General features: G+C 72.4%; 19 protein-coding genes. 11 read left to right on the plus strand and 8 right to left on the minus strand.

Going from position 1 to position 17,626, the window contains the following annotated elements; translation table 11 throughout:
- Positions 1 to 150 precede the first annotated feature (150 nt).
- Together IE109_RS25985 and miaA are read right to left on the minus strand one after the other, a co-directional pair.
- Entirely contained in the window at positions 151 to 618 is a 468-nt protein-coding gene (locus IE109_RS25985) for a hypothetical protein (RefSeq protein WP_189553806.1), read from the minus strand.
- A 107-nt stretch (positions 619 to 725) separates the two neighbouring features.
- Positions 726 to 1,664, minus strand: coding sequence for a tRNA (adenosine(37)-N6)-dimethylallyltransferase MiaA (gene miaA / locus IE109_RS25990; protein ID WP_189553761.1), 939 nt, complete (start codon positions 1,662 to 1,664; stop codon positions 726 to 728).
- A 251-nt stretch (positions 1,665 to 1,915) separates the two neighbouring features.
- On the opposite strand from miaA, the gene IE109_RS25995 reads away from it, so the two are divergent.
- A complete protein-coding gene (locus IE109_RS25995) occupies positions 1,916 to 2,083 on the plus strand; it encodes a gliding motility protein (RefSeq protein WP_308431394.1) in 168 nt (55 codons plus the stop codon).
- Positions 2,084 to 2,119: 36 nt separating this feature from the next.
- Positions 2,120 to 2,380: an antitoxin gene (locus tag IE109_RS26000; protein ID WP_189553763.1), complete on the plus strand. Its 261-nt coding sequence runs from the start codon at positions 2,120 to 2,122 to the stop codon at positions 2,378 to 2,380.
- 147 nt (positions 2,381 to 2,527) lie between these two features.
- On the opposite strand, the gene IE109_RS26005 is transcribed toward IE109_RS26000, so the two are convergent.
- A complete protein-coding gene (locus tag IE109_RS26005) occupies positions 2,528 to 3,238 on the minus strand; it encodes a class III extradiol dioxygenase subunit B-like domain-containing protein (RefSeq protein ID WP_189553764.1) in 711 nt (236 codons plus the stop codon).
- A 52-nt stretch (positions 3,239 to 3,290) separates the two neighbouring features.
- Positions 3,291 to 4,781, minus strand: coding sequence for a tRNA (N6-isopentenyl adenosine(37)-C2)-methylthiotransferase MiaB (miaB, locus tag IE109_RS26010; protein WP_189553807.1), 1,491 nt, complete (start codon positions 4,779 to 4,781; stop codon positions 3,291 to 3,293).
- Positions 4,782 to 5,298: 517 nt separating this feature from the next.
- Between miaB and IE109_RS26015 the strand changes: the two genes are divergently transcribed.
- Complete coding sequence (locus IE109_RS26015) at positions 5,299 to 6,294, plus strand: TAXI family TRAP transporter solute-binding subunit (protein ID WP_189553765.1); 996 nt, start codon at positions 5,299 to 5,301, stop codon at positions 6,292 to 6,294.
- Here IE109_RS26015 and IE109_RS26020 read toward each other — a convergent pair.
- Together IE109_RS26020 and IE109_RS26025 are read right to left on the minus strand one after the other, a co-directional pair.
- The gene (locus tag IE109_RS26020; protein WP_189553766.1) at positions 6,284 to 7,699 is read right to left on the minus strand and encodes a sensor histidine kinase; all 1,416 of its coding nucleotides are present in this window, start codon (positions 7,697 to 7,699) and stop codon (positions 6,284 to 6,286) included. The genes IE109_RS26015 and IE109_RS26020 overlap by 11 nt on opposite strands.
- A gap of 14 nt (positions 7,700 to 7,713) precedes the next feature.
- A complete protein-coding gene (locus tag IE109_RS26025) occupies positions 7,714 to 8,439 on the minus strand; it encodes a response regulator transcription factor (protein ID WP_189553767.1) in 726 nt (241 codons plus the stop codon).
- Between the two features lie 273 nt (positions 8,440 to 8,712).
- On the opposite strand from IE109_RS26025, the gene IE109_RS26030 reads away from it, so the two are divergent.
- The 8 genes from IE109_RS26030 (at position 8,713) to IE109_RS26060 (ending at position 15,627) form a co-directional block, all read left to right on the plus strand.
- A complete protein-coding gene (locus IE109_RS26030; protein ID WP_189553768.1) occupies positions 8,713 to 9,498 on the plus strand; it encodes an amino acid ABC transporter ATP-binding protein in 786 nt (261 codons plus the stop codon).
- Positions 9,499 to 9,561: 63 nt separating this feature from the next.
- Positions 9,562 to 10,485, plus strand: coding sequence for a glutamate ABC transporter substrate-binding protein (locus IE109_RS26035; RefSeq protein WP_189553769.1), 924 nt, complete (start codon positions 9,562 to 9,564; stop codon positions 10,483 to 10,485).
- A gap of 320 nt (positions 10,486 to 10,805) precedes the next feature.
- Entirely contained in the window at positions 10,806 to 11,453 is a 648-nt protein-coding gene (locus IE109_RS26040; RefSeq protein ID WP_189553770.1) for an amino acid ABC transporter permease, read from the plus strand.
- Positions 11,450 to 12,376 carry an amino acid ABC transporter permease gene (locus IE109_RS26045; protein WP_189553771.1) on the plus strand — a complete coding sequence of 309 codons (927 nt, stop codon included), beginning with the start codon at positions 11,450 to 11,452 and terminating at the stop codon, positions 12,374 to 12,376. Before IE109_RS26040 ends, IE109_RS26045 begins: the two co-directional genes overlap by 4 nt.
- Before the next feature lie 195 nt (positions 12,377 to 12,571).
- Positions 12,572 to 14,170 carry an FAD-dependent monooxygenase gene (locus IE109_RS26050; protein ID WP_189553772.1) on the plus strand — a complete coding sequence of 533 codons (1,599 nt, stop codon included), beginning with the start codon at positions 12,572 to 12,574 and terminating at the stop codon, positions 14,168 to 14,170.
- Between the two features lie 371 nt (positions 14,171 to 14,541).
- Positions 14,542 to 14,628, plus strand: coding sequence for a putative leader peptide (locus IE109_RS34110; protein WP_336320645.1), 87 nt, complete (start codon positions 14,542 to 14,544; stop codon positions 14,626 to 14,628).
- Between the two features lie 58 nt (positions 14,629 to 14,686).
- The gene (locus IE109_RS26055) at positions 14,687 to 15,250 is read left to right on the plus strand and encodes a cupin domain-containing protein (RefSeq protein WP_189553773.1); all 564 of its coding nucleotides are present in this window, start codon (positions 14,687 to 14,689) and stop codon (positions 15,248 to 15,250) included.
- On the plus strand, positions 15,241 to 15,627 hold the full coding sequence (locus tag IE109_RS26060) for a rhodanese-like domain-containing protein (protein WP_189553808.1): 387 nt from the start codon (positions 15,241 to 15,243) through the stop codon (positions 15,625 to 15,627). Before IE109_RS26055 ends, IE109_RS26060 begins: the two co-directional genes overlap by 10 nt.
- Before the next feature lie 92 nt (positions 15,628 to 15,719).
- Here IE109_RS26060 and recX read toward each other — a convergent pair whose 3' ends face one another.
- Both recX and recA read right to left on the minus strand, forming a co-directional pair.
- Positions 15,720 to 16,289 (minus strand): recombination regulator RecX, encoded by a 570-nt coding sequence (recX, locus tag IE109_RS26065; protein WP_229891550.1) that lies wholly within the window; start codon positions 16,287 to 16,289, stop codon positions 15,720 to 15,722.
- Between the two features lie 4 nt (positions 16,290 to 16,293).
- Positions 16,294 to 17,433 (minus strand): recombinase RecA, encoded by a 1,140-nt coding sequence (recA, locus tag IE109_RS26070; RefSeq protein ID WP_189553775.1) that lies wholly within the window; start codon positions 17,431 to 17,433, stop codon positions 16,294 to 16,296.
- Positions 17,434 to 17,626 lie beyond the last annotated feature (193 nt).

Consider the following 17,626-nt stretch of genomic DNA (forward strand, 5'->3'; position numbering starts at 1 on the left):
GTGGTCACGGGATCAATCGTACGGGCGGGCCAGGACCCCCGGCCGTCCGGTCCACCGCCCGGCCGGTCCCCCGGACGCGGGGCGCCGGCGGTACGGCGCGCCGGTGGAGTGTGCGAAGCGGCGGAGTCCGCGACCCGGCGGAGCCCGGACTCAGCGGAGGCGGGCGACGCGCCAGACCGCCAGGACGACCGGGACGGCGACGCCGACGACGTACAGCGCGATCACGCGCCAGTCGGGACGCTCGCCGGAGCCGCGGGCGGGCAGGCCGGGCCAGGTGTAACCGACGCGGCGGGCGGCCATCATGCCCCACCCGGCGGCGCAGCCGCACAGCAGCAGACCGAGCATGGCGAGGACCGCGCCACCGTCGCCCGAGCCGAAGGCGAGCGGGAAGCCGAACATCAGCGAGCCGATCACGGCGAGCCCGACGATGGGGGCGAGCTGCCAGATGCGCAGCTTGCGCTGCGGGCGCAGTTCGACCTCGACCTCGTCGGGGGCGATCTCGGGGGTCCCGTCCTCGTTGAGGTCGGGACCGTCCGGGCTCAGGCCCGGTGCGTCACTGGCCACCTGTGGCTCGTCCGGTGCTTCCTGCTGTTCTCTGTCGCGAGGGCCGGCCTCCATCGCCACGCGCCCTCCCCACTCGGATTCCACTGGTCGATCGATGCTCGATGATGGCACGCCCCCGACCGCCGGAATGACGGGCAGGGCGTCCCGATGCCATCACGTGATCAGGCTGTAACCGCTCGTTCGACCAACGCCAGTGCCTTTCGCGGAAGTTCCGCGCGGTCGGCGGCGGCACCGCTCAGCCAGTGGACGCGTGGATCGCGCCGGAACCAGGAGTCCTGGCGGCGCGCGAAGCGCTTGGTGGCGCGCACGGTCTCGGCGCGCGCCTCCTCCTCGGTGCACTCGCCCGCGAGGGCGGCGAGGACCTGCTGGTAGCCCAGCGCCCGGGCGGCGGTACGGCCCTCCCTCAGCCCGCGCGCCTCCAGGGCCCGGACCTCGTCGACGAGTCCGGCCTCCCACATGCGGTCCACGCGCGTGGTGATCCGCTCGTCGAGTTCGGGACGGGCGACGTCCACGCCGATCTGGACGGTGTCGTAGACCGAGTCGTGGCCGGGGAGGTTGGCGGTGAAGGGCCTTCCCGTGATCTCGATGACCTCCAGGGCCCGCACGATCCGGCGCCCGTTGCTGGGCAGGATGGCGCGCGCGGCCTCGGGGTCTGCGGCCGCGAGGCGGTCGTGCAGGACGCCGGAGCCCCGCTCGTCGAGTTCGGCCTCCAGCCGCGCGCGGACGTCCGGGTCGGTGCCGGGGAACTCCAGGGCGTCGAGGGCGCCGCGTACGTAGAGCCCGGAACCGCCGACGAGGACGGGGGTGCGGCCGGCGGCGAGCAGCCGGTCGATCTCCGCGCGGGCCAGCCTCTGGTATTCGGCGACGCTGGCGGCCTCGGTGACGTCCCAGATGTCCATGAGGTGGTGCGGGACGCCGCCGCGTTCCTCGGGCGTCAGTTTGGCGGTGCCGATGTCCATCCCCCGGTAGAGCTGCATGGAGTCGGCGTTGACGACTTCGCCGCCCAGCTGCTGGGCGAGGTGGACGCCCAGATCGGACTTTCCGGCCGCCGTGGGGCCGACGACGGCGATGACCCGCGGGGCGGGAGCTGCACTTCTCACCGTCCCAGTCTCGCAAACCTCGGGGCAGGTCCCCGAACGAGTTACGTGACGGCACGACATCGGCCTCGTTGCCTGTTGCGAGGTTCCGACCGCCGGTTTACGGACCGGCTCCACCGGGCGACGCAATGGGACGCTCCGGACGGCGCGGAATTTCGCCCACACGAGTACGCTATGGAGTAGATATGGGCGTTTTTGCACGGTTTCGTCGGCGTAAGGAGACGGTCGATGCCGCGCCCCAGGAGGAGGCGGCCGTGACGTCGGCCGACGACTCGGCGGAGGGCGCGGAGAAGGCCGCCGAGGCGTCGGGCGCGACGGACACGGAACCGGAGGCCGCGGCCGCGGAGGGTGTGGAGATCCCGAAGCAGCAGTCGGCCGAGGAGGCGGCGGACAACGAGGCCGGCGAGAGCGCCCGTAAGTAGGATCCTTACGACGGTTACCCCGAGGGAAGGTGCCCCATGGGCTTCCTGGATTCGTTGAAGGCCAAGCTCGGTCCTGCCAAGGAGAAGGTTTCCGATCTCGCGCAGCAGCACGAGAGCAAGATCGACCACGGCCTGGAGAAGGCCGCCAGGATGGTCGACCAGAAGACCAAGGGCAAGTACAGCGACAAGATCCAGTCGGGTACGGGCAAGGCGAGGAACGCCGTTGGCCGGATCGCCCACAAGGACGAGGGCGAGGGCGGCATGCCGCCGGCGCCGCCGGCACCCCCCGTCTCCTGACCTCGTACCGCTGGTACCGCCTGCCACGGCACGGCGGCACGGCATGACGGACGGCCGCGGAGCACCTCATCGTGCTCCGCGGCCGTCCGCCGTCTCAGGGGGCCTGCGCGGCGCCCGTACGGGGCTCGGCCCCGGACGCCGGGCGGGTCAGGACCAGGCCGCGACGAAGTAACCGACGCCGTAGGGGGCGTCCTCGTACAGCAGACGGCCTTCCAGGCCGGCGCCCTCGGCGGCGGCGGCCAGGACCTGCCAGGGCGCGCGGCCGGCCGCCTTCAGCTCGTACGCGAGGTGCTCGTCCAGCGCCGCGAGGGCGCCCGTGTCCGCCGCGCCCAGCGCCCGGGCGGCCCGCTCGTCGAAGGGGGCGGCCCGGTCGTCGAGGTAACCCGGCGCCTTGAGACTGCGGCACGCGCTGCCGTCGCCCAGCACCAGCAGGGCGACGCGGCCGGCCCGTGCGGCCAGCTCGCGGCCGGCCACGGCGCACCGCTCGGGCGCGAGCCGCTCGCCCACGGCCAGGCCCTCGACCGGGGCGCCGGCCCAGCGGGCGCGCTCCAGCAGCCAGGCGCCCACGGCGAGGGGCGCGGGCAAGGGGCGGTCGTCCCCGCCGGGCCCCGCGCCCAGGCGGACGTCCAGCCCGACGCCGAAGCCCCGGAAGCCCCCCACCGCTCCCGCCGGGTACCGCTCCGGCGCCTCCTCCGCTCCCGGGCCGACCACGACCAGCAGGTCCGGCCGAGAGGCGGCGAGGACCGCGAGCGCGTCGGAGCACGCCGTGCGCGCGCCGTCGAGCTCGGGCGCTGCCCCGGCGGCGACGTCGGGGACCAGGAGCGGCGGGCAGGGGCAGACGGCGGCGGCGACAAGCATGATCCGCAGCGTAGCCGGTGGGAGCCCCGGCTCAGGGGGAAGCCCTCGCGGGTCAGCCGACCGCGCAACCGCCGGTGACGGGCGGGAGCGGGGCCGGGGCGCCGATCTGCGGCAGGCCCAGCATGACTCCGGCGGGCTTGGCGGCCTCGGCGGCGTTGCGCTTCTCCCAGGCGTCGCCGGCCCGGGTGCGGCGCACGCCGGTGGCCGGGCCCTCGGCGAGGAGGTGGTGCGGGGCCGCGTAAGTGATCTTGACGGTCACCACGTCACCCGGACGCACCTCCTGCTCCGGCTTGGTGAAGTGGACCAGGCGGTTGTCGGGGGCGCGGCCGGACAGACGGTGGGTGGCGCCGTCCTTGCGGCCCTCGCCCTCCGCGACCATGACCTCCAGGGTGCGGCCGACCTGCTTCTTGTTCTCCTCCCAGGAGATCTCCTCCTGGAGGGCGACCAGGCGCATGTAGCGGTCCTGCACGACCTCCTTGGGGATCTGCCCCTCCATGGTCGCCGCCGGGGTGCCGGGGCGCTTGGAGTACTGGAAGGTGAAGGCCTGCGCGAAGCGCGCCTCGCGCACCACGTGCATGGTCTGCTCGAAGTCCTCCTCCGTCTCGCCGGGGAAGCCCACGATGATGTCGGTGGAGATGGCGGCGTGCGGGATGGCCTCCCGCACCTTGCCGATGATGCCGAGGAAGCGGTCCTGGCGGTACGAGCGGCGCATCGCCTTCAGGACGGTGTCCGAGCCGGACTGCAGCGGCATGTGGAGCTGCGGCATCACGTTGGGCGTCTCGGCCATCGCGGCGATCACGTCGTCGGTGAAGTCGCGCGGGTGGGGGGAGGTGAAGCGGACGCGCTCCAGGCCCTCGATCCTCCCGCAGGCGCGCAGCAGCTTGCTGAAGGCCTCCCGGTCGCCGATGTCGGAGCCGTACGCGTTGACGTTCTGGCCGAGCAGGGTGATCTCGGAGACGCCCTCGGAGACCAGCGCCTCGATCTCGGCGAGGATGTCGCCGGGGCGGCGGTCCTTCTCCTTGCCCCGCAGCGCCGGGACGATGCAGAAGGTGCAGGTGTTGTTGCAGCCGACGGAGATGGAGACCCACGCGGCGTAGGCGGACTCGCGCCGGGTCGGCAGCGTGGAGGGGAACGCCTCCAGCGACTCGGCGATCTCGATCTGCGCCTCCTCCTGGACGCGGGCGCGCTCCAGGAGCACCGGCAGCTTGCCGATGTTGTGCGTACCGAAGACGACGTCGACCCAGGGCGCCTTCTTGACGATGGTGTCGCGGTCCTTCTGGGCCAGGCAGCCGCCGACGGCGATCTGCATGCCGGGCCGCTTGGTCTTCATCGGGGCGAGCCGGCCGAGGTTGCCGTACAGCTTGTTGTCGGCGTTCTCACGGACCGCGCAGGTGTTGAAGACCACGACGTCGGCGTCACCGTCGGCCCCCTCGGGGGCGCGTACGTAACCGGCGTCCTCCAACAGGCCGGAGAGGCGCTCGGAGTCGTGAACGTTCATCTGGCACCCGTAGGTGCGTACCTCGTACGTCTTCAAACCGTCCACTACTCCGCCAGCCACGTCGTTACCGCTCACCCGTCCAGGGTAAGGGGTCCCACCGGGCCGGACGGCTGGATGTGTCACCGGCCGGGGTGACGCCGGCGACGGCGAGCCGCCGGGGAGGAGGGGGAGGCCCGCCGCGGAGGCCCACCGTGGAGCCCGGCCGTCGATGGCCGCCGGTCCTCACCGCGCGGCGCGCGGGGTGGCGGTCAGGGGGCCGAGGACTGGAGCGGCAGGGCCGCCCGGGGCGCCACCTCCCGGGCGGGGAGGTGGCGACGGAAGCGCCGCACGAGCGTGGCGAGGACCAGCGTGGCCTCGTGGAGGACGCCGGCGGGTCCCCGCCGGACCGGGGGTCCCCCAGGAGGGGCAGGCACGGGGCCGGTGGCGCGGCGGTACTCGTCGTCCCTGCCACGGCGGGCGGCGGGGAGGTGGCTCCGGGCCCGGCCGGCGGCCCCGGCGCCTTGCCCGAACCGTTGTCCGGCGGGCCTGGTCACCACCGGGAGCGACCTGGCAGGATCGCGCCATGCTCCAGGCCCTCTCCCGTGTCAGCCGCCGCGCCCTCAAAGCGTCGGCGGCGGGTCTCGTGGTGCTGGGCCTGCTGCTGTGGTGGCTGGTTCCGGACGGGGAGTCGTCCCCGCGCGGTCAGGTCACCTTCAGCACGGGCGTACCCACCGGGGTGTACCAGCGCTACGGCGAGCTGCTGGAGGAGGCGCTCGGGCGCAATGTGCCGGACGTCGCCATAAAGCTGCTCGACAGCGAGGGCTCCGGGCAGAACCTGGCCCGGCTCGCGTCCGGGGAGGCCGACTTCACCATCGCCACGGCCGACGCGGTGGCGACGTACATAAGGGACAGCCGGCCGGGCGCCTACGACCTGCGCGGCTGCGCGCGCCTGTACGACGACTACGTGCAGCTGGTCGTCCCCCGGGGTTCGAAGGTCCGCTCCACCCGCGACCTGCGGGGGCTGCGCGTCGGCGTGGGGCAGGACGGATCGGGCGTACGGCTGATCGCGAACCGGTTGCTCCAGGCCGCCAAGGTCGACCCGCAGACCGGGATCGAGCCCGTGTCGGCGGGGATCGACACGATGCCGACCCTGCTGGAGCAGGGCCGGCTGGACGCCTTCTTCTGGTCGGGAGGTCTGCCCACCAGCGCCGTGCAGAAGCTGTCGGAGCGCTTCCCGATCCGGCTGGTCCCGCTGAACGGCGACCTGATCAACCGGGTGCACGAGGGCGGCGGCAGCGGCCGCTACTACCGCTCGGCCGTGGTGCCCGCCGACGCCTACCCCCTCTCGCAGGAGGGCAGGCCGGTCGAGACGGTGGCCGTGGCCAACCTGCTCGTCACCACCGACCGTACGGACCCGGCGCTGGCGGAGGCCTTCACCCGCACCGTGATCCAGAGCCGTGACCGGATCGGCCACGAGGTGCACCCCGCTCAGCTGGTCGACCTGCGCACGGCGGTGTACACGGATCCGCTGCCGCTGCACGAGGGGGCGCGGCGCTACTACCGCTCGGTCAAGCCCTAGGACCGGCCGGGGCGCCCTCCGGGGCGCTGCGCGGGACGCTGACGGTGACGCGCAGGCCGTGCGGCTCGTGGTGGGAGTACGTGATCGAGCCCCCGCCCGCCGTGAGCAGGGCGCGCGAGATGGACAGGCCGAGTCCCGAACCCTTGACGTTCTGGTGGCGGTTGCTGCGCCAGAAGCGGTCGCCGACGCGGGTCAGTTCGTCGTCGGTGAGCCCGGGGCCGCCGTCGGTGACCACGATGGTGGAGGTGTCGCCGTCGGCGGCGACGGTCACGGTCACCTCCTCGCCGGCGGGCGTGAACTTCAGCGCGTTGTCGATCACCGCGTCGAGGGCGCTGGACAGCGCGACGGGGTCGGCCCAGGCCGTCACGGCCGAGCCGTGGCCGGTCAGCCGGACGCCCTTCTCGTCGGCGAGCGGCCGCCAGGCGGCCACGCGCTCGCCGGCCAGCTCCCCGATGTCCGTGAGCCGCAGATCGGCGGGCGCGTGCTCGGCCAGGGCGAGGTCCAGCAGGTCGTCGAGCACCTGGGCGAGGCGCTTGCCCTCGGTGCGCACGGAGGCGATCTCGTCGTTGCCGGGCGGCAGTTCCAGCGCGAGCAGCTCGATGCGCAGCAGCAGCGCGGCGAGCGGGTTGCGCAGCTGGTGCGAGGCGTCGGCGACGAAGGCCCGCTGCTGCTCCAGCACCTCCTCGACGTTGTCGGCCATCTCGTTGAACGAGTGGGCCAGGCGCCGAAGTTCCGGCGGGCCGCCGGCCGCCGCGACCCGGGAGTTCAGGCGGCCGGTCGCGATGTCGTGCGTGGCGGCGTCCAGGACCTTGACGGGCTTGAGCACCCAGCCGGTGAGCCGGAAGGCCGCCCCGACCGCCAGCAGCATCGCCGCGACCTCGCCGGCGGCGATCAGCAGCCAGCCGTGCAGGATGCGGGAGCGCAGCTGGCCGGTGGGCGAGTCGGTGAGCACGACGGCGACGACGTCACCGTCCCGTACCACCGGTGAGGCCACCGCGAGGCGGGCGTTCCGCTGCCAGGGCCAGACCTGCGGCGGGTCGTGGCTGCGGCGGCCCAGCAGGGCCTCGCGGAAGGCGCGCCGGGGCTCTCCCCGCTGCGGCACGTCCCAGTCCTTGGGGGCGCGGGCCATGGCGGTGGTGTCGCGGTAGAAGACGCCGACCTCGATCCCGTACACCTCGTGGTAGCGGACGAGTTCGCCGTGCAGGGTCGACTGCCGCTCGTCGATGCCGGTTCCGCGTTCGGTGACGAACTGGGCCAGGGCGGCGAAGCGGGCGGTGTCGTCGATCCGGTCGACGACGACGGTCTGCTGCCGGGCGGCGGCGAGGCTGGCCGCGAGCGGGAAGCCGAGCGCGAGCAGCACGCCCGCCATGAGGACGAGGAGCAGGGGGAGCAGTCGGGTGCGCACAGGGGCTTCAGGGGTTACGCGGCCGGCGCGACCAGGCGGTAGCCGACGCCGCGGACGGTCTCGATGAGGGCGGGCATCCCCAGTTTGGCCCGCAGGGACGCGACGTGCACCTCCAGGGTGCGGCCGGTGCCCTCCCAACTGGTGCGCCAGACCTCGCTGATGATCTGCTCCCTGCGGAAGACCACGCCGGGCCGCTGGGCGAGCAGGGCGAGCAGGTCGAACTCCTTGCGGGTGAGCTGCACCTCGGTACCCGTCACGCTCACCCGCCGGGTGGACAGCTCGATGGTGACGGGGCCCAGGCGCAGCGACGCATCGTCCGTGCCGCCGCTCCCCGCCGTGCCGGCGCTGTCGTCGGTGTCCGTGGCGGCGGAGCGCCGGCTGACGGCGTGGATGCGGGCGAGCAGTTCGCCGGTGTCGTACGGCTTGACGACGTAGTCGTCGGCGCCGAGGTTGAGGCCGTGGATCCGGGAACGGACGTCGGCGCGGGCGGTCACCATGATCACCGGGGTGGTGGTGAGCTTCCGGATCTTGCCGCAGACCTGGTAGCCGTCCTGGTCGGGCAGGCCGAGGTCCAGCAGCACGACGCCGAAGGGCGTCCGTCCGGCGTTGGCGGCGGGCAGGACGGCCTGGAGCGCCTCCTCGCCGTTGCGGGCGTGGGTGACCTCGAAGCCGTGCTTCTTGAGGATCGCGGACAGGGCCGCGGCGACGTGGTCGTCGTCCTCGACGAGCAGCAGTCTCATGGCCCCCCTCCGCAAGGTGCGATCGCTTCGGTGACCATACGGCCACCTCGGCATGAACGCTGATGCGCGGCCCGCCAGTCAAGAGGGTTCAGGCCGCCGGGCGGGTTCCGTTATGCACCCGTTCTCCACTGCACCGCTCCGGCGTCGCCCCGTTCACGCATAGTGTCCGGTTGAAGCCGGATCGTTATGCTCAATTTCCGCTCAGATGTAATGACGCTGGTCGCACCGCGTGCTTAATGTCCTCCCAACCGAGGAGGACGGAGCAAGAAGCCGATGAGCGGAGTTTCAGTGACCAAGGGCGCGGAGGACGCCGCACCGACGGCGGGCGACCTGGTCGTGCTGAGCAACGTCAACAAGCACTTCGGCGCGTTGCATGTGCTCCAGGACATCGATCTGACCATCGCCCGGGGCGAGGTCGTGGTCGTCATCGGGCCGTCCGGGTCCGGCAAGTCCACGCTGTGCCGCACGATCAACCGCCTGGAGACTGTCGACTCGGGCAGCATCACCATCGACGGCAAGCCGCTGCCCCAGGAGGGCAAGGAGCTCGCCCGGCTGCGCGCCGACGTCGGCATGGTCTTCCAGTCGTTCAACCTCTTCGCGCACAAGACCGTGCTGGAGAACGTCATGCTGGGCCAGGTCAAGGTCCGCAAGGCGGACAAGAAGGCCGCGGAGCGGAAGGCCAGGACGCTGCTCGACCGGGTGGGCGTCGGCTCCCAGGCCGACAAGTACCCGGCCCAGCTGTCCGGCGGACAGCAGCAGCGCGTCGCGATCGCCCGCGCGCTGGCGATGGACCCGAAGGTGATGCTCTTCGACGAGCCCACCTCGGCGCTCGACCCCGAGATGATCAACGAGGTCCTCGAGGTCATGCAGCAGCTGGCGCGGGACGGGATGACGATGATCGTCGTCACCCACGAGATGGGCTTCGCGCGGTCCGCCGCCAACCGCGTCGTCTTCATGGCCGACGGCCGGATCGTCGAAGAGGCCACGCCGGACCGGTTCTTCAGCAGTCCGCGCAGCGACCGGGCCAAGGACTTCCTGTCGAAGATCCTTCACCACTGACGGATCCCGCTGGTCTCCAGCGGTGACGACGACCAACGAACCACGACATAAGGGATGTTCACCATGAAGCTCCGCAAGACGGCCGCGCTGGCCGTTGCTGTGCTCGCGCTGACCGCGACCGCCTGTGGTGGCAAGGAGGGCTCGGCGGGCGACAAGCCGGCCGGCGTCCAGCCCGGCGCCAAGGACGCGCCCGCGCTGCCGAAGTACGTCGTCGCGACGAACGTCGACCTGAAGGGCTCGGCGACGTTCAAGGCGGCCAAGGAGCGCGGCAAGCTCATCGTCGGCTCCAAGGCGGACCAGCCGTACCTCGGCTTCGAGGACCAGGCCACGAAGAAGCGCTCCGGCTTCGACGTGGAGATCGCCAAGATGATCGCCGCCGAGCTGGGCTTCACCGACTCCCAGATCGAGTGGAAGACGGTCGACTCCAGCACCCGTGAGACGGCGATCTCCAAGGGCCAGGTCGACTACTACGTCGGCACCTACACGATCAACGACAAGCGCAAGGCGCAGGTCGGCTTCGCGGGCCCGTACTACAAGGCCGGCGCCGACCTCCTGGTCCGCAAGGACGACACCTCGATCACCGGCCCTGAGGCCCTCAAGGGCAAGAAGGTCTGCTCCATCACCGGCTCCACGCCGCTGCAGGAGATCAAGCAGCCGAAGTACGGCGCCAAGACCACCGAACTCGGCAAGTACTCGGACTGCGTCCAGCAGCTGCTGACCAAGCAGGTCGACGCGGTGACGACGGACGACGCGATCCTCAAGGGTTACGCCGCCCAGAACCCCGGCAAGCTGAAGGTCGTCGGCAAGCCGTTCACGCAGGAGCCGTACGGCATCGGCATCAACAAGGAGGACAAGGTCCTGCGCGACGCGGTCAACGACGCGCTGGACAAGGGCGTCAAGGACGGCACGTACAAGAAGATCTACGAGGCCACCCTCGGTCTGTCCGGCTCCGAGTTCGCCGCGCCGCCGGCCCTCGAGCGCTACTGACCGCCCGCTTCGCGACGAAGCGCCCCGTACCGGACGCGTACGGGGCGCTCCGCCCGTGCCCGGCCCGGCGCCGCTCGTCGGACACCCCGTGCACGCCGGACGCACCCGGCACCGGACGCACCCGGCGCCATACGCACGCCGCACCCGGCCGCACCGCACGCCGTACGCCGCATCCGCTTCCCGCATCCGCACGACCCGCGCGCGCCCGCTTCCCAGGCACGCGTACCAGCACGCACACCCAAGCACGCACCCACGCACCCACGCACGCCGCCCCGCACGCACCTTGACCGCCAGCCGCTGACCGCCGACGCGGAGACCCCATGAACGTACTGCTCGACCACTTCTCAGAGTTCCGCGACGGCTTCATAGGAACCGTGTCGATCACCGCCGTCAGCACCGCCATCGCGCTGGTCCTCGGCATCGTGGTCGCCGGCCTGCGGGTCTCCCCCATCCCGCCGCTTCGCTGGTTCGGGACCGCGTGGGTGACCCTGCTGCGCAACACGCCGCTGACGCTGCTGTTCCTGGTGACGACGTTCGTGGTTCCGGAGATCCTGTTCCCGGGCATGAGCGCCTTCGTCCTCGGCTCGATCGCGCTCGGCTTCTACACGTCGTCCTTCATCTGCGAGGCCGTCCGCTCCGGCATCAACACCGTGCCGCTGGGCCAGGCCGAGGCGGCCCGCTCCCTCGGCATGACGTTCTCCCAGACGCTGCGGCTGATCGTGCTGCCGCAGGCCACCCGCACCGTGCTGCCACCGCTGAGCTCGATCCTGATCGCGCTCACCAAGAACTCGGCCATCGCGGGCGCCTTCAGCGTCACCGAGCTGTTCGGCTGGCAGAAGCTGATGAGCGAGGAGGGATACGACATCGTCCCGATCTTCATCTGGGTCTCCCTCGCCTACCTGGTGGTCACCTTCTCCATCAGCGGCGTCTTCCGCATTCTCGAGCGCCGCATGGAGGTCGCCCGATGAGCGCCAGCGTTCTCTTCGACGCCCCCGGCCCCAAGGCCGTCATCCGCAACCGCGTCTACGCCGTCTGCGGCACCCTCGCCATCCTGGGGCTGCTCGCCGTCACGATCGTCCGGCTGGGCGACAAGGGGCACCTCGCCCCCGAGATGTGGGACATCTTCAACTACGCGGGCATCCGGCAGAACATCGCCGACGCCGTCCTCGCCACCCTGAAGGCCTTCGGCATCGCGGCCGTCGGTTCGCTGGTGCTCGGCGTGCTCCTGGCCGTGGCCCGGCTCTCCGACCACAAGCCGGTCCGGTGGCTGGCGACCGGCTTCATCGAGCTGTTCCGCTCCATCCCGCTGCTGATCACCATCTACGCCGTGTGGGTCGGCTTCCTGACCGACCACTCGATGTGGGCGCTGGCGGCCGGCCTGTCGATCTACAACGGCTGCGTCCAGGCCGAGGTGCTGCGCGCCGGCGTCAACTCCGTACCGAAGGGCCAGCGCGAGGCCGCCTACGCGCTCGGTATGAGCAAGACGCAGGTCATGACGACCGTGCTGATGCCGCAGGCCGTCCGCGCGATGCTGCCGACGATCATCAGCCAGCTGGTGGTGACCCTCAAGGACACCTCGCTCGGTTTCATCATCCTGTACCCCGAGCTGCTCCAGACCGCTCGCCTGATCGCCTCCAACACGCAGGTCAACGGCATGTACCCGTACGTGTCGACGATCGTGGTGATCGGCGCCGTCTACGTGGCCATGTGCCTGGCGCTGTCCGGGCTCGCGACCTGGATCGAGAAGCGGGGCCGCCGCGCCAAGACGGGCATCGGCCCGGCCGCGCCCGCCGGCAACGCGGCCGTCCTCGGCGGCGACGCCGGGAACGTCGCCGCCAACACCATCCTGCTCGGCGGCGGCGGGGACGGGACCGTCGACAAGGGCAACTGACGGTATGTGACATCATCCGGGTGTCTTACGTGGTGTACGGGGGCAGTGGCGGTCGCGCCGCTGCCCCCGTCACTTGACGCAAGCACGCGCAGTGGGTTGCATACGTTCTGTGATCGCGTCCCGTCGGGCTCCAGCCGCACCGTCCCGTGTTTCCCCTGCTCACCGCATGGCCGTACGCGCCACAGGAGTCTCACCGTGGACCCGGTGATCGTGGTCGGCGCCGGCCCGGTCGGGCTGGCGCTCTCCCTCGCTCTCGCCGCGCAGGGGGTACCGGCCGTCGTCCTGGACGAGGGCCCCGGCAAGGAGGAGCCGCGCGCGGCGCGCACCGCCGTGCTCCGCCCCGACACGGCCGCGTTCGTGGAGCGGCTCGGCTGCGCCACCGTACGGGACGAAGGAGCGCGCTGGACCGGCTGGCGGTCGATGCGGCGGCGGCAGCGGATGCGGCACATCGAGTTCGGCCTGGACGCCCCGTCCCCGCTGCACATCCCGCAGCACGCCCTGACGCGCGGGCTGCGGGAGGCCATCGCCGCGCTCCCGGACCCCGAGCTGGTGCGGGTGGTCACGCACAGCCGCCTGGACGGCATCGAGCAGGACGCGCACGGCGTCACCGCGCACACCCGGGGGCCGGGGGCGACCTGGCGGGGCAGCCACCTGGTCGGCTGCGACGGCGCCCGGTCGACCGTGCGCAAGCTGCTGGGCGTCCGATTCCCGGGGCGCACGGCCGTCGAACGGCACGCCGTCGCCGCCCTGCACGTCGAACTGCCCTGGCCGGACGAGGCCCTGCTGCACCGTCAGCCGCCGTGGCGCGGTGTGGGCGAGGAGATCACCGCCCGGCCGCTGCCCGACGGCGGCTGGCGGCTCGACTGGCTGCTGCCGCCGCGCGGCGACCTGGTGACGCCCGACGCGCTGGTGACCCGGATCCGCGAGACGCTGTCCGGCTGGTGCGACGGCGCCACTCCGGCGTACGACCTGATCGACACGGGCGTCTACACGCTGCACCACCGGCTGGCGAAGCGGTGGCGGGTGGAGCGGGCCTTCCTCGCCGGAGACGCCGCCCACCTGCTGGGCGCGCTCGGTACCCAAGGGCTGGACGAGGGCCTCCGGGACGTCGAGAACCTGGCGTGGAAACTCGCCCTGGCCCGGCACCACGGCGCCTCCGAGGTGCTTCTGGACAGCTACCAGGCCGAGCGGCGCACGGCGGTCGCGGCCCGGCTGCGCGCGGCCGACCAGTCGCTGCCGGTGCTGCGCGGAGCGGGAGGGCTGCGGACGTACCTGCGGGGCGGCGGGCACGACACGCTGCTGACGGACGGGCACGTGGGGCGCGGCCCGCTCGGTGCGCCGCCCGCGTACCCCCACTCTCCTCTCGCGCCTCCGCGCGCCGAGGCGCACACCGGCGTGGGTACGCCGCTGGGGGCGCCGGTCGAGGACGTGCGCGTCACGGCGCCGGAGGACGGCACGACCGCGCGGCTCCGCGACCGGCTGGGGCGTGGCAGGTTCCTCGCCGTGCTGGTCGCCCCGGGCACCGGGGTGTGGGACCGGCGGCACTGGATGTCCGCGGGCCTGATGCCCCGGCTGGTGGAGGCGGTGTCCGCGCTGCCGGTCGAGGGCGAGGTCCTGGTCACGGAGACCTACCCGGGGGCCGCCGCGCACACCGTGCTGCTGGTGCGGCCCGACGGCCACCTGGCGGCGGCCTTCGGCGGGGTGCGCCCCGCGGAGTTGTACGCGGCGGCGGACGCGGTGCGGGGCGGCGCGCCCTCGCCCGATCGCGCCGACCGGACGGCGGACGTCACGTGAGCGCCGTCGTCCCAGTGACGCCCTCCGCGCCTGAGGGCCACCGCCGCGTGAGGGCCGCCGTCACCTGACCGCACCGCCGCCGCGTGAGGGCCGCCGTCACCTGACCGCACCGCCGCCCCGTGAGGGCCGCCGTCACCTGACCGCACCGCCGCCGTCCCCTGACGCCCACTGGCGCCTCACCGCCGGCGTCGCCTGACGCCCGCCGTCGTCGCCCGACCGCCGCCGTGCCCCTGGCGCCCGTGGTGCCACGCGACGCCGGCGGGCCCGGCCGGCCGACGCGCGCCGCGCCAGCCGAGGTGCTGCGCCGGCCGACGCGCTGCCGCCGTCGGCGTCGTTTGACGGGGGCGGGAGTACGTGCTGTACTCCCGATCATGTTCGGCACCGATGTGCGCCTGTGGCGGAGGGTCCATATGGACCTGCTCCGCTACGCGGGCTGTGTGTGTCGTCCGTCCTGCTGAACTCGCTCTTTCCCCCGCGCGCCGGTGTCTCCGTCCCGCGCGCGTTCCCCGCGACTTCATGTCCAGGACCTCAGGACGGTTCCCCGTGTCCCAGTCTGTCTCCGCCTCCGTACGTGAGGCCGGGGCGGCGGCCCCGACCGCTGCCCAACTCCTCGACTTCGTCCGCCGCACCGCGGCCGACACCGCGCTGATCGCCACCCTCCCCCTCGACCCGGAGGGCCGCACCTGGGTGCGGCTCGACGGCCCGGGCGGCAGTGAGGCCTGGCTCATCGGCTGGCCGCCCGGCACCGGTACCGGGTGGCACGACCACGCCGAGTCGCTCGGCGCCTTCGCCACCGCGCGCGGCGCGCTGAGGGAGAACTCCCTGTCCGTGCGGCTGCCTTCGCGGGGCTGGCGGGCGCTGGAACTCAACGGGGACGTCGACCGCGAGCGCCTGCTGCCGGCGGGCGAAGGGCGGGCCTTCGGCCGGCACCATGTGCACGAGGTGCTCAACGAGTCGACCACCGAACACGCCGTGTCGGTGCACGCGTACTACCCGCCGCTGCCGCTGATCCGGCGCTTCAGCCGCACCGGCCCGCTGCTCCGGCTGGAGCAGGTCGAGCGCCCGGAGGACTGGCAGTGAACATCGACGAGTTGTTGCAGCGGGTAAGGGCGGGACTCGACCGGGTGACCGCGCCGGAGGCGTTCGCCGCCGCCGAGGCGGGTGACGCGCTGCTGGTGGACATCCGGTACGCGGCCCTGCGCGACCGTGACGGGCTGATCCCCGGGGCGCTGGTCGTCGAACGCAACGAGCTGGAGTGGCGTCTCGACCCCCTGGGCAGCCACCGTGCCCCGGAGGCGGTCAGCCACGATCTGCGGGTCGTGGTGGTGTGCAACGAGGGCTACGCGTCCTCCCTCGCCGCTGCCTCGCTGCACCAGTTGGGCCTGCACCGGGCGACCGACCTCATCGGCGGCTTCCAGGCATGGAGGGCGGAGGGCCTCCCGGTCACCGGACCCTGAGGTCCCCGCCCCGCTCCCGCTACAGCCCGGCCCCCGCCCCGCCCGGCACGAGCGTCACGGGGTGGCCGGGCTCCCCACCGGTGGGGAGCCCTTCAGAAGCCCTCGTGGGGCAGGTCGTCCGTGTCCTCCCCCTCCGCCTCCAGTGCCTGCCGCACCACCCGCAGGGCCATGCCCTCCGGGTAGCCCTTGCGGGCGAGCATGCCGGCGAGGCGGCGGAGCCGGCGGTCGCGGTCGAGGCCACGGGTCGCCCGGAGCTTGCGGGCGACCAGTACGCGGGCCGTCTCCTCCTCCTGGTCGGAGTCGAGCCTCCCCACCGCTTCGTCGATCAGCTCGGCGTCCACCCCCTTGGTGCGCAGCTCCCTCGCGAGGGCGCGGCGGGCCAGACCCCGGCCGTGGTGCCGGGACTCGACCCACGCCCCCGCGAAGGCCGCGTCGTCGATCAGGCCGACATCCTCGAAGCGGGAGAGGACCTCCTCCGCGACCTCGTCCGGGACCTCGCGCTTGCGCAACGCGTCCGCGAGCTGCTTGCGGGTGCGGGGGGTCCCGGTGAGCAGGCGCAGGCAGATCGCCCGCGCCCGCTCAGCCGGATCCTGGGGCGACAGCTCCTTCTCGGCCCTCGACGAGTCGGGGCTGTCGCCCGGCCATTCGGTGCGCCTGACCATGGGGTCAGGCCTTGGCGGCCGCGGTCTTGGTCGCCTTGGCGGTCTTGGCCGCGGGGGCCGGGACCGACTTCGCCGGCTCGTCCGAGGCCGGCGTGCCCGCCGCACCGGCCGCGTCCGTGGCGGTCTCGTCCGCCGCGGGGGCCTCGGGCCGGACGCCGACGCCCAGCTTCTCCTTGATCTTCCTCTCGATCTCGTTGGCGAGGTCCGGGTTGTCCTTGAGGAAGTTGCGGGCGTTCTCCTTGCCCTGGCCCAGCTGGTCGCCCTCGTACGTGTACCAGGCGCCCGCCTTGCGGACGAAGCCGTGCTCGACGCCCATGTCGATCAGGCCGCCCTCACGGCTGATGCCCTGGCCGTAGAGGATGTCGAACTCGGCCTGCTTAAACGGCGGCGCGACCTTGTTCTTGACGACCTTGCAGCGGGTGCGGTTGCCGACCGCCTCCGTGCCGTCCTTGAGGGTCTCGATGCGGCGGATGTCGATGCGCACCGAGGCGTAGAACTTCAGCGCCCGGCCACCGGTCGTGGTCTCGGGCGAGCCGAACATCACACCGATCTTCTCGCGGAGCTGGTTGATGAAGATCGCCGTGGTCTTGGACTGGTTGAGCGCGCTGGTGATCTTACGGAGCGCCTGGCTCATCAGACGGGCCTGAAGACCTACGTGCGAGTCGCCCATCTCGCCCTCGATCTCCGCGCGCGGCACGAGCGCGGCCACGGAGTCGATGACGATCAGGTCGAGCGCGCCGGAGCGGACCAGCATGTCCACGATCTCCAGGGCCTGCTCACCGTTGTCCGGCTGGGACAGGATCAGGTTGTCGATGTCGACGCCCAGCTTCTGGGCGTACTCGGGGTCGAGGGCGTGCTCCGCGTCGACGAACGCGACCTGGCCGCCGGCCTTCTGCGCGTTGGCCACGGCGTGCAGGGTCAGGGTCGTCTTACCCGAGGACTCCGGGCCGTAGACCTCCACCACACGGCCGCGCGGCAGGCCACCGACGCCGAGCGCGACGTCGAGCGCGGTCGAGCCGGTGGGGATGACCTCGATGGGCTCCCTGGACCGCTCGCCCATGCGCATCACTGCGCCCTTGCCGAATTGCCGTTCAATCTGTGCGAGCGCGGCGTCGAGCGCCTTCTCGCGGTCGGTTCCTGCCATGGGTTCCACCCGATTTGCTTGAGTCGATCGCTTCACGTCAAAGACGCTAACCCCTGCCACTGACAATGGGCCCCGACGTCCCTCCGACCTGTGGATAACCCGGCGGCCGACACCTCGCCGCCCCACGTGATCCCGGGCCGGAACCCCCATAAGAATGGATGTTCGATTTTGCTGTCAAGCGAGCCACACGGGG

Origin of the sequence: Streptomyces lavendofoliae (genome assembly GCF_014649735.1) — a bacterium.
GTDB lineage: Bacteria > Actinomycetota > Actinomycetes > Streptomycetales > Streptomycetaceae > Streptomyces > Streptomyces lavendofoliae.

Coding starts and splice junctions, on each gene's coding strand:
- IE109_RS25985 (WP_189553806.1), bottom strand. CDS start 618: ATGGAGGCCGGCCCTCGCGACAGAGAACAGCAGGAAGCACCGGACGAG.
- IE109_RS26000 (WP_189553763.1), top strand. CDS start 2,120: ATGGGCTTCCTGGATTCGTTGAAGGCCAAGCTCGGTCCTGCCAAGGAG.
- IE109_RS26005 (WP_189553764.1), bottom strand. CDS start 3,238: ATGCTTGTCGCCGCCGCCGTCTGCCCCTGCCCGCCGCTCCTGGTCCCC.
- IE109_RS26015 (WP_189553765.1), top strand. CDS start 5,299: ATGCTCCAGGCCCTCTCCCGTGTCAGCCGCCGCGCCCTCAAAGCGTCG.
- IE109_RS26025 (WP_189553767.1), bottom strand. CDS start 8,439: ATGAGACTGCTGCTCGTCGAGGACGACGACCACGTCGCCGCGGCCCTG.
- IE109_RS26030 (WP_189553768.1), top strand. CDS start 8,713: ATGAGCGGAGTTTCAGTGACCAAGGGCGCGGAGGACGCCGCACCGACG.
- IE109_RS26035 (WP_189553769.1), top strand. CDS start 9,562: ATGAAGCTCCGCAAGACGGCCGCGCTGGCCGTTGCTGTGCTCGCGCTG.
- IE109_RS26040 (WP_189553770.1), top strand. CDS start 10,806: ATGAACGTACTGCTCGACCACTTCTCAGAGTTCCGCGACGGCTTCATA.
- IE109_RS26045 (WP_189553771.1), top strand. CDS start 11,450: ATGAGCGCCAGCGTTCTCTTCGACGCCCCCGGCCCCAAGGCCGTCATC.
- IE109_RS34110 (WP_336320645.1), top strand. CDS start 14,542: ATGTTCGGCACCGATGTGCGCCTGTGGCGGAGGGTCCATATGGACCTG.
- IE109_RS26055 (WP_189553773.1), top strand. CDS start 14,687: ATGTCCAGGACCTCAGGACGGTTCCCCGTGTCCCAGTCTGTCTCCGCC.
- recX (WP_229891550.1), bottom strand. CDS start 16,289: ATGGTCAGGCGCACCGAATGGCCGGGCGACAGCCCCGACTCGTCGAGG.
- recA (WP_189553775.1), bottom strand. CDS start 17,433: ATGGCAGGAACCGACCGCGAGAAGGCGCTCGACGCCGCGCTCGCACAG.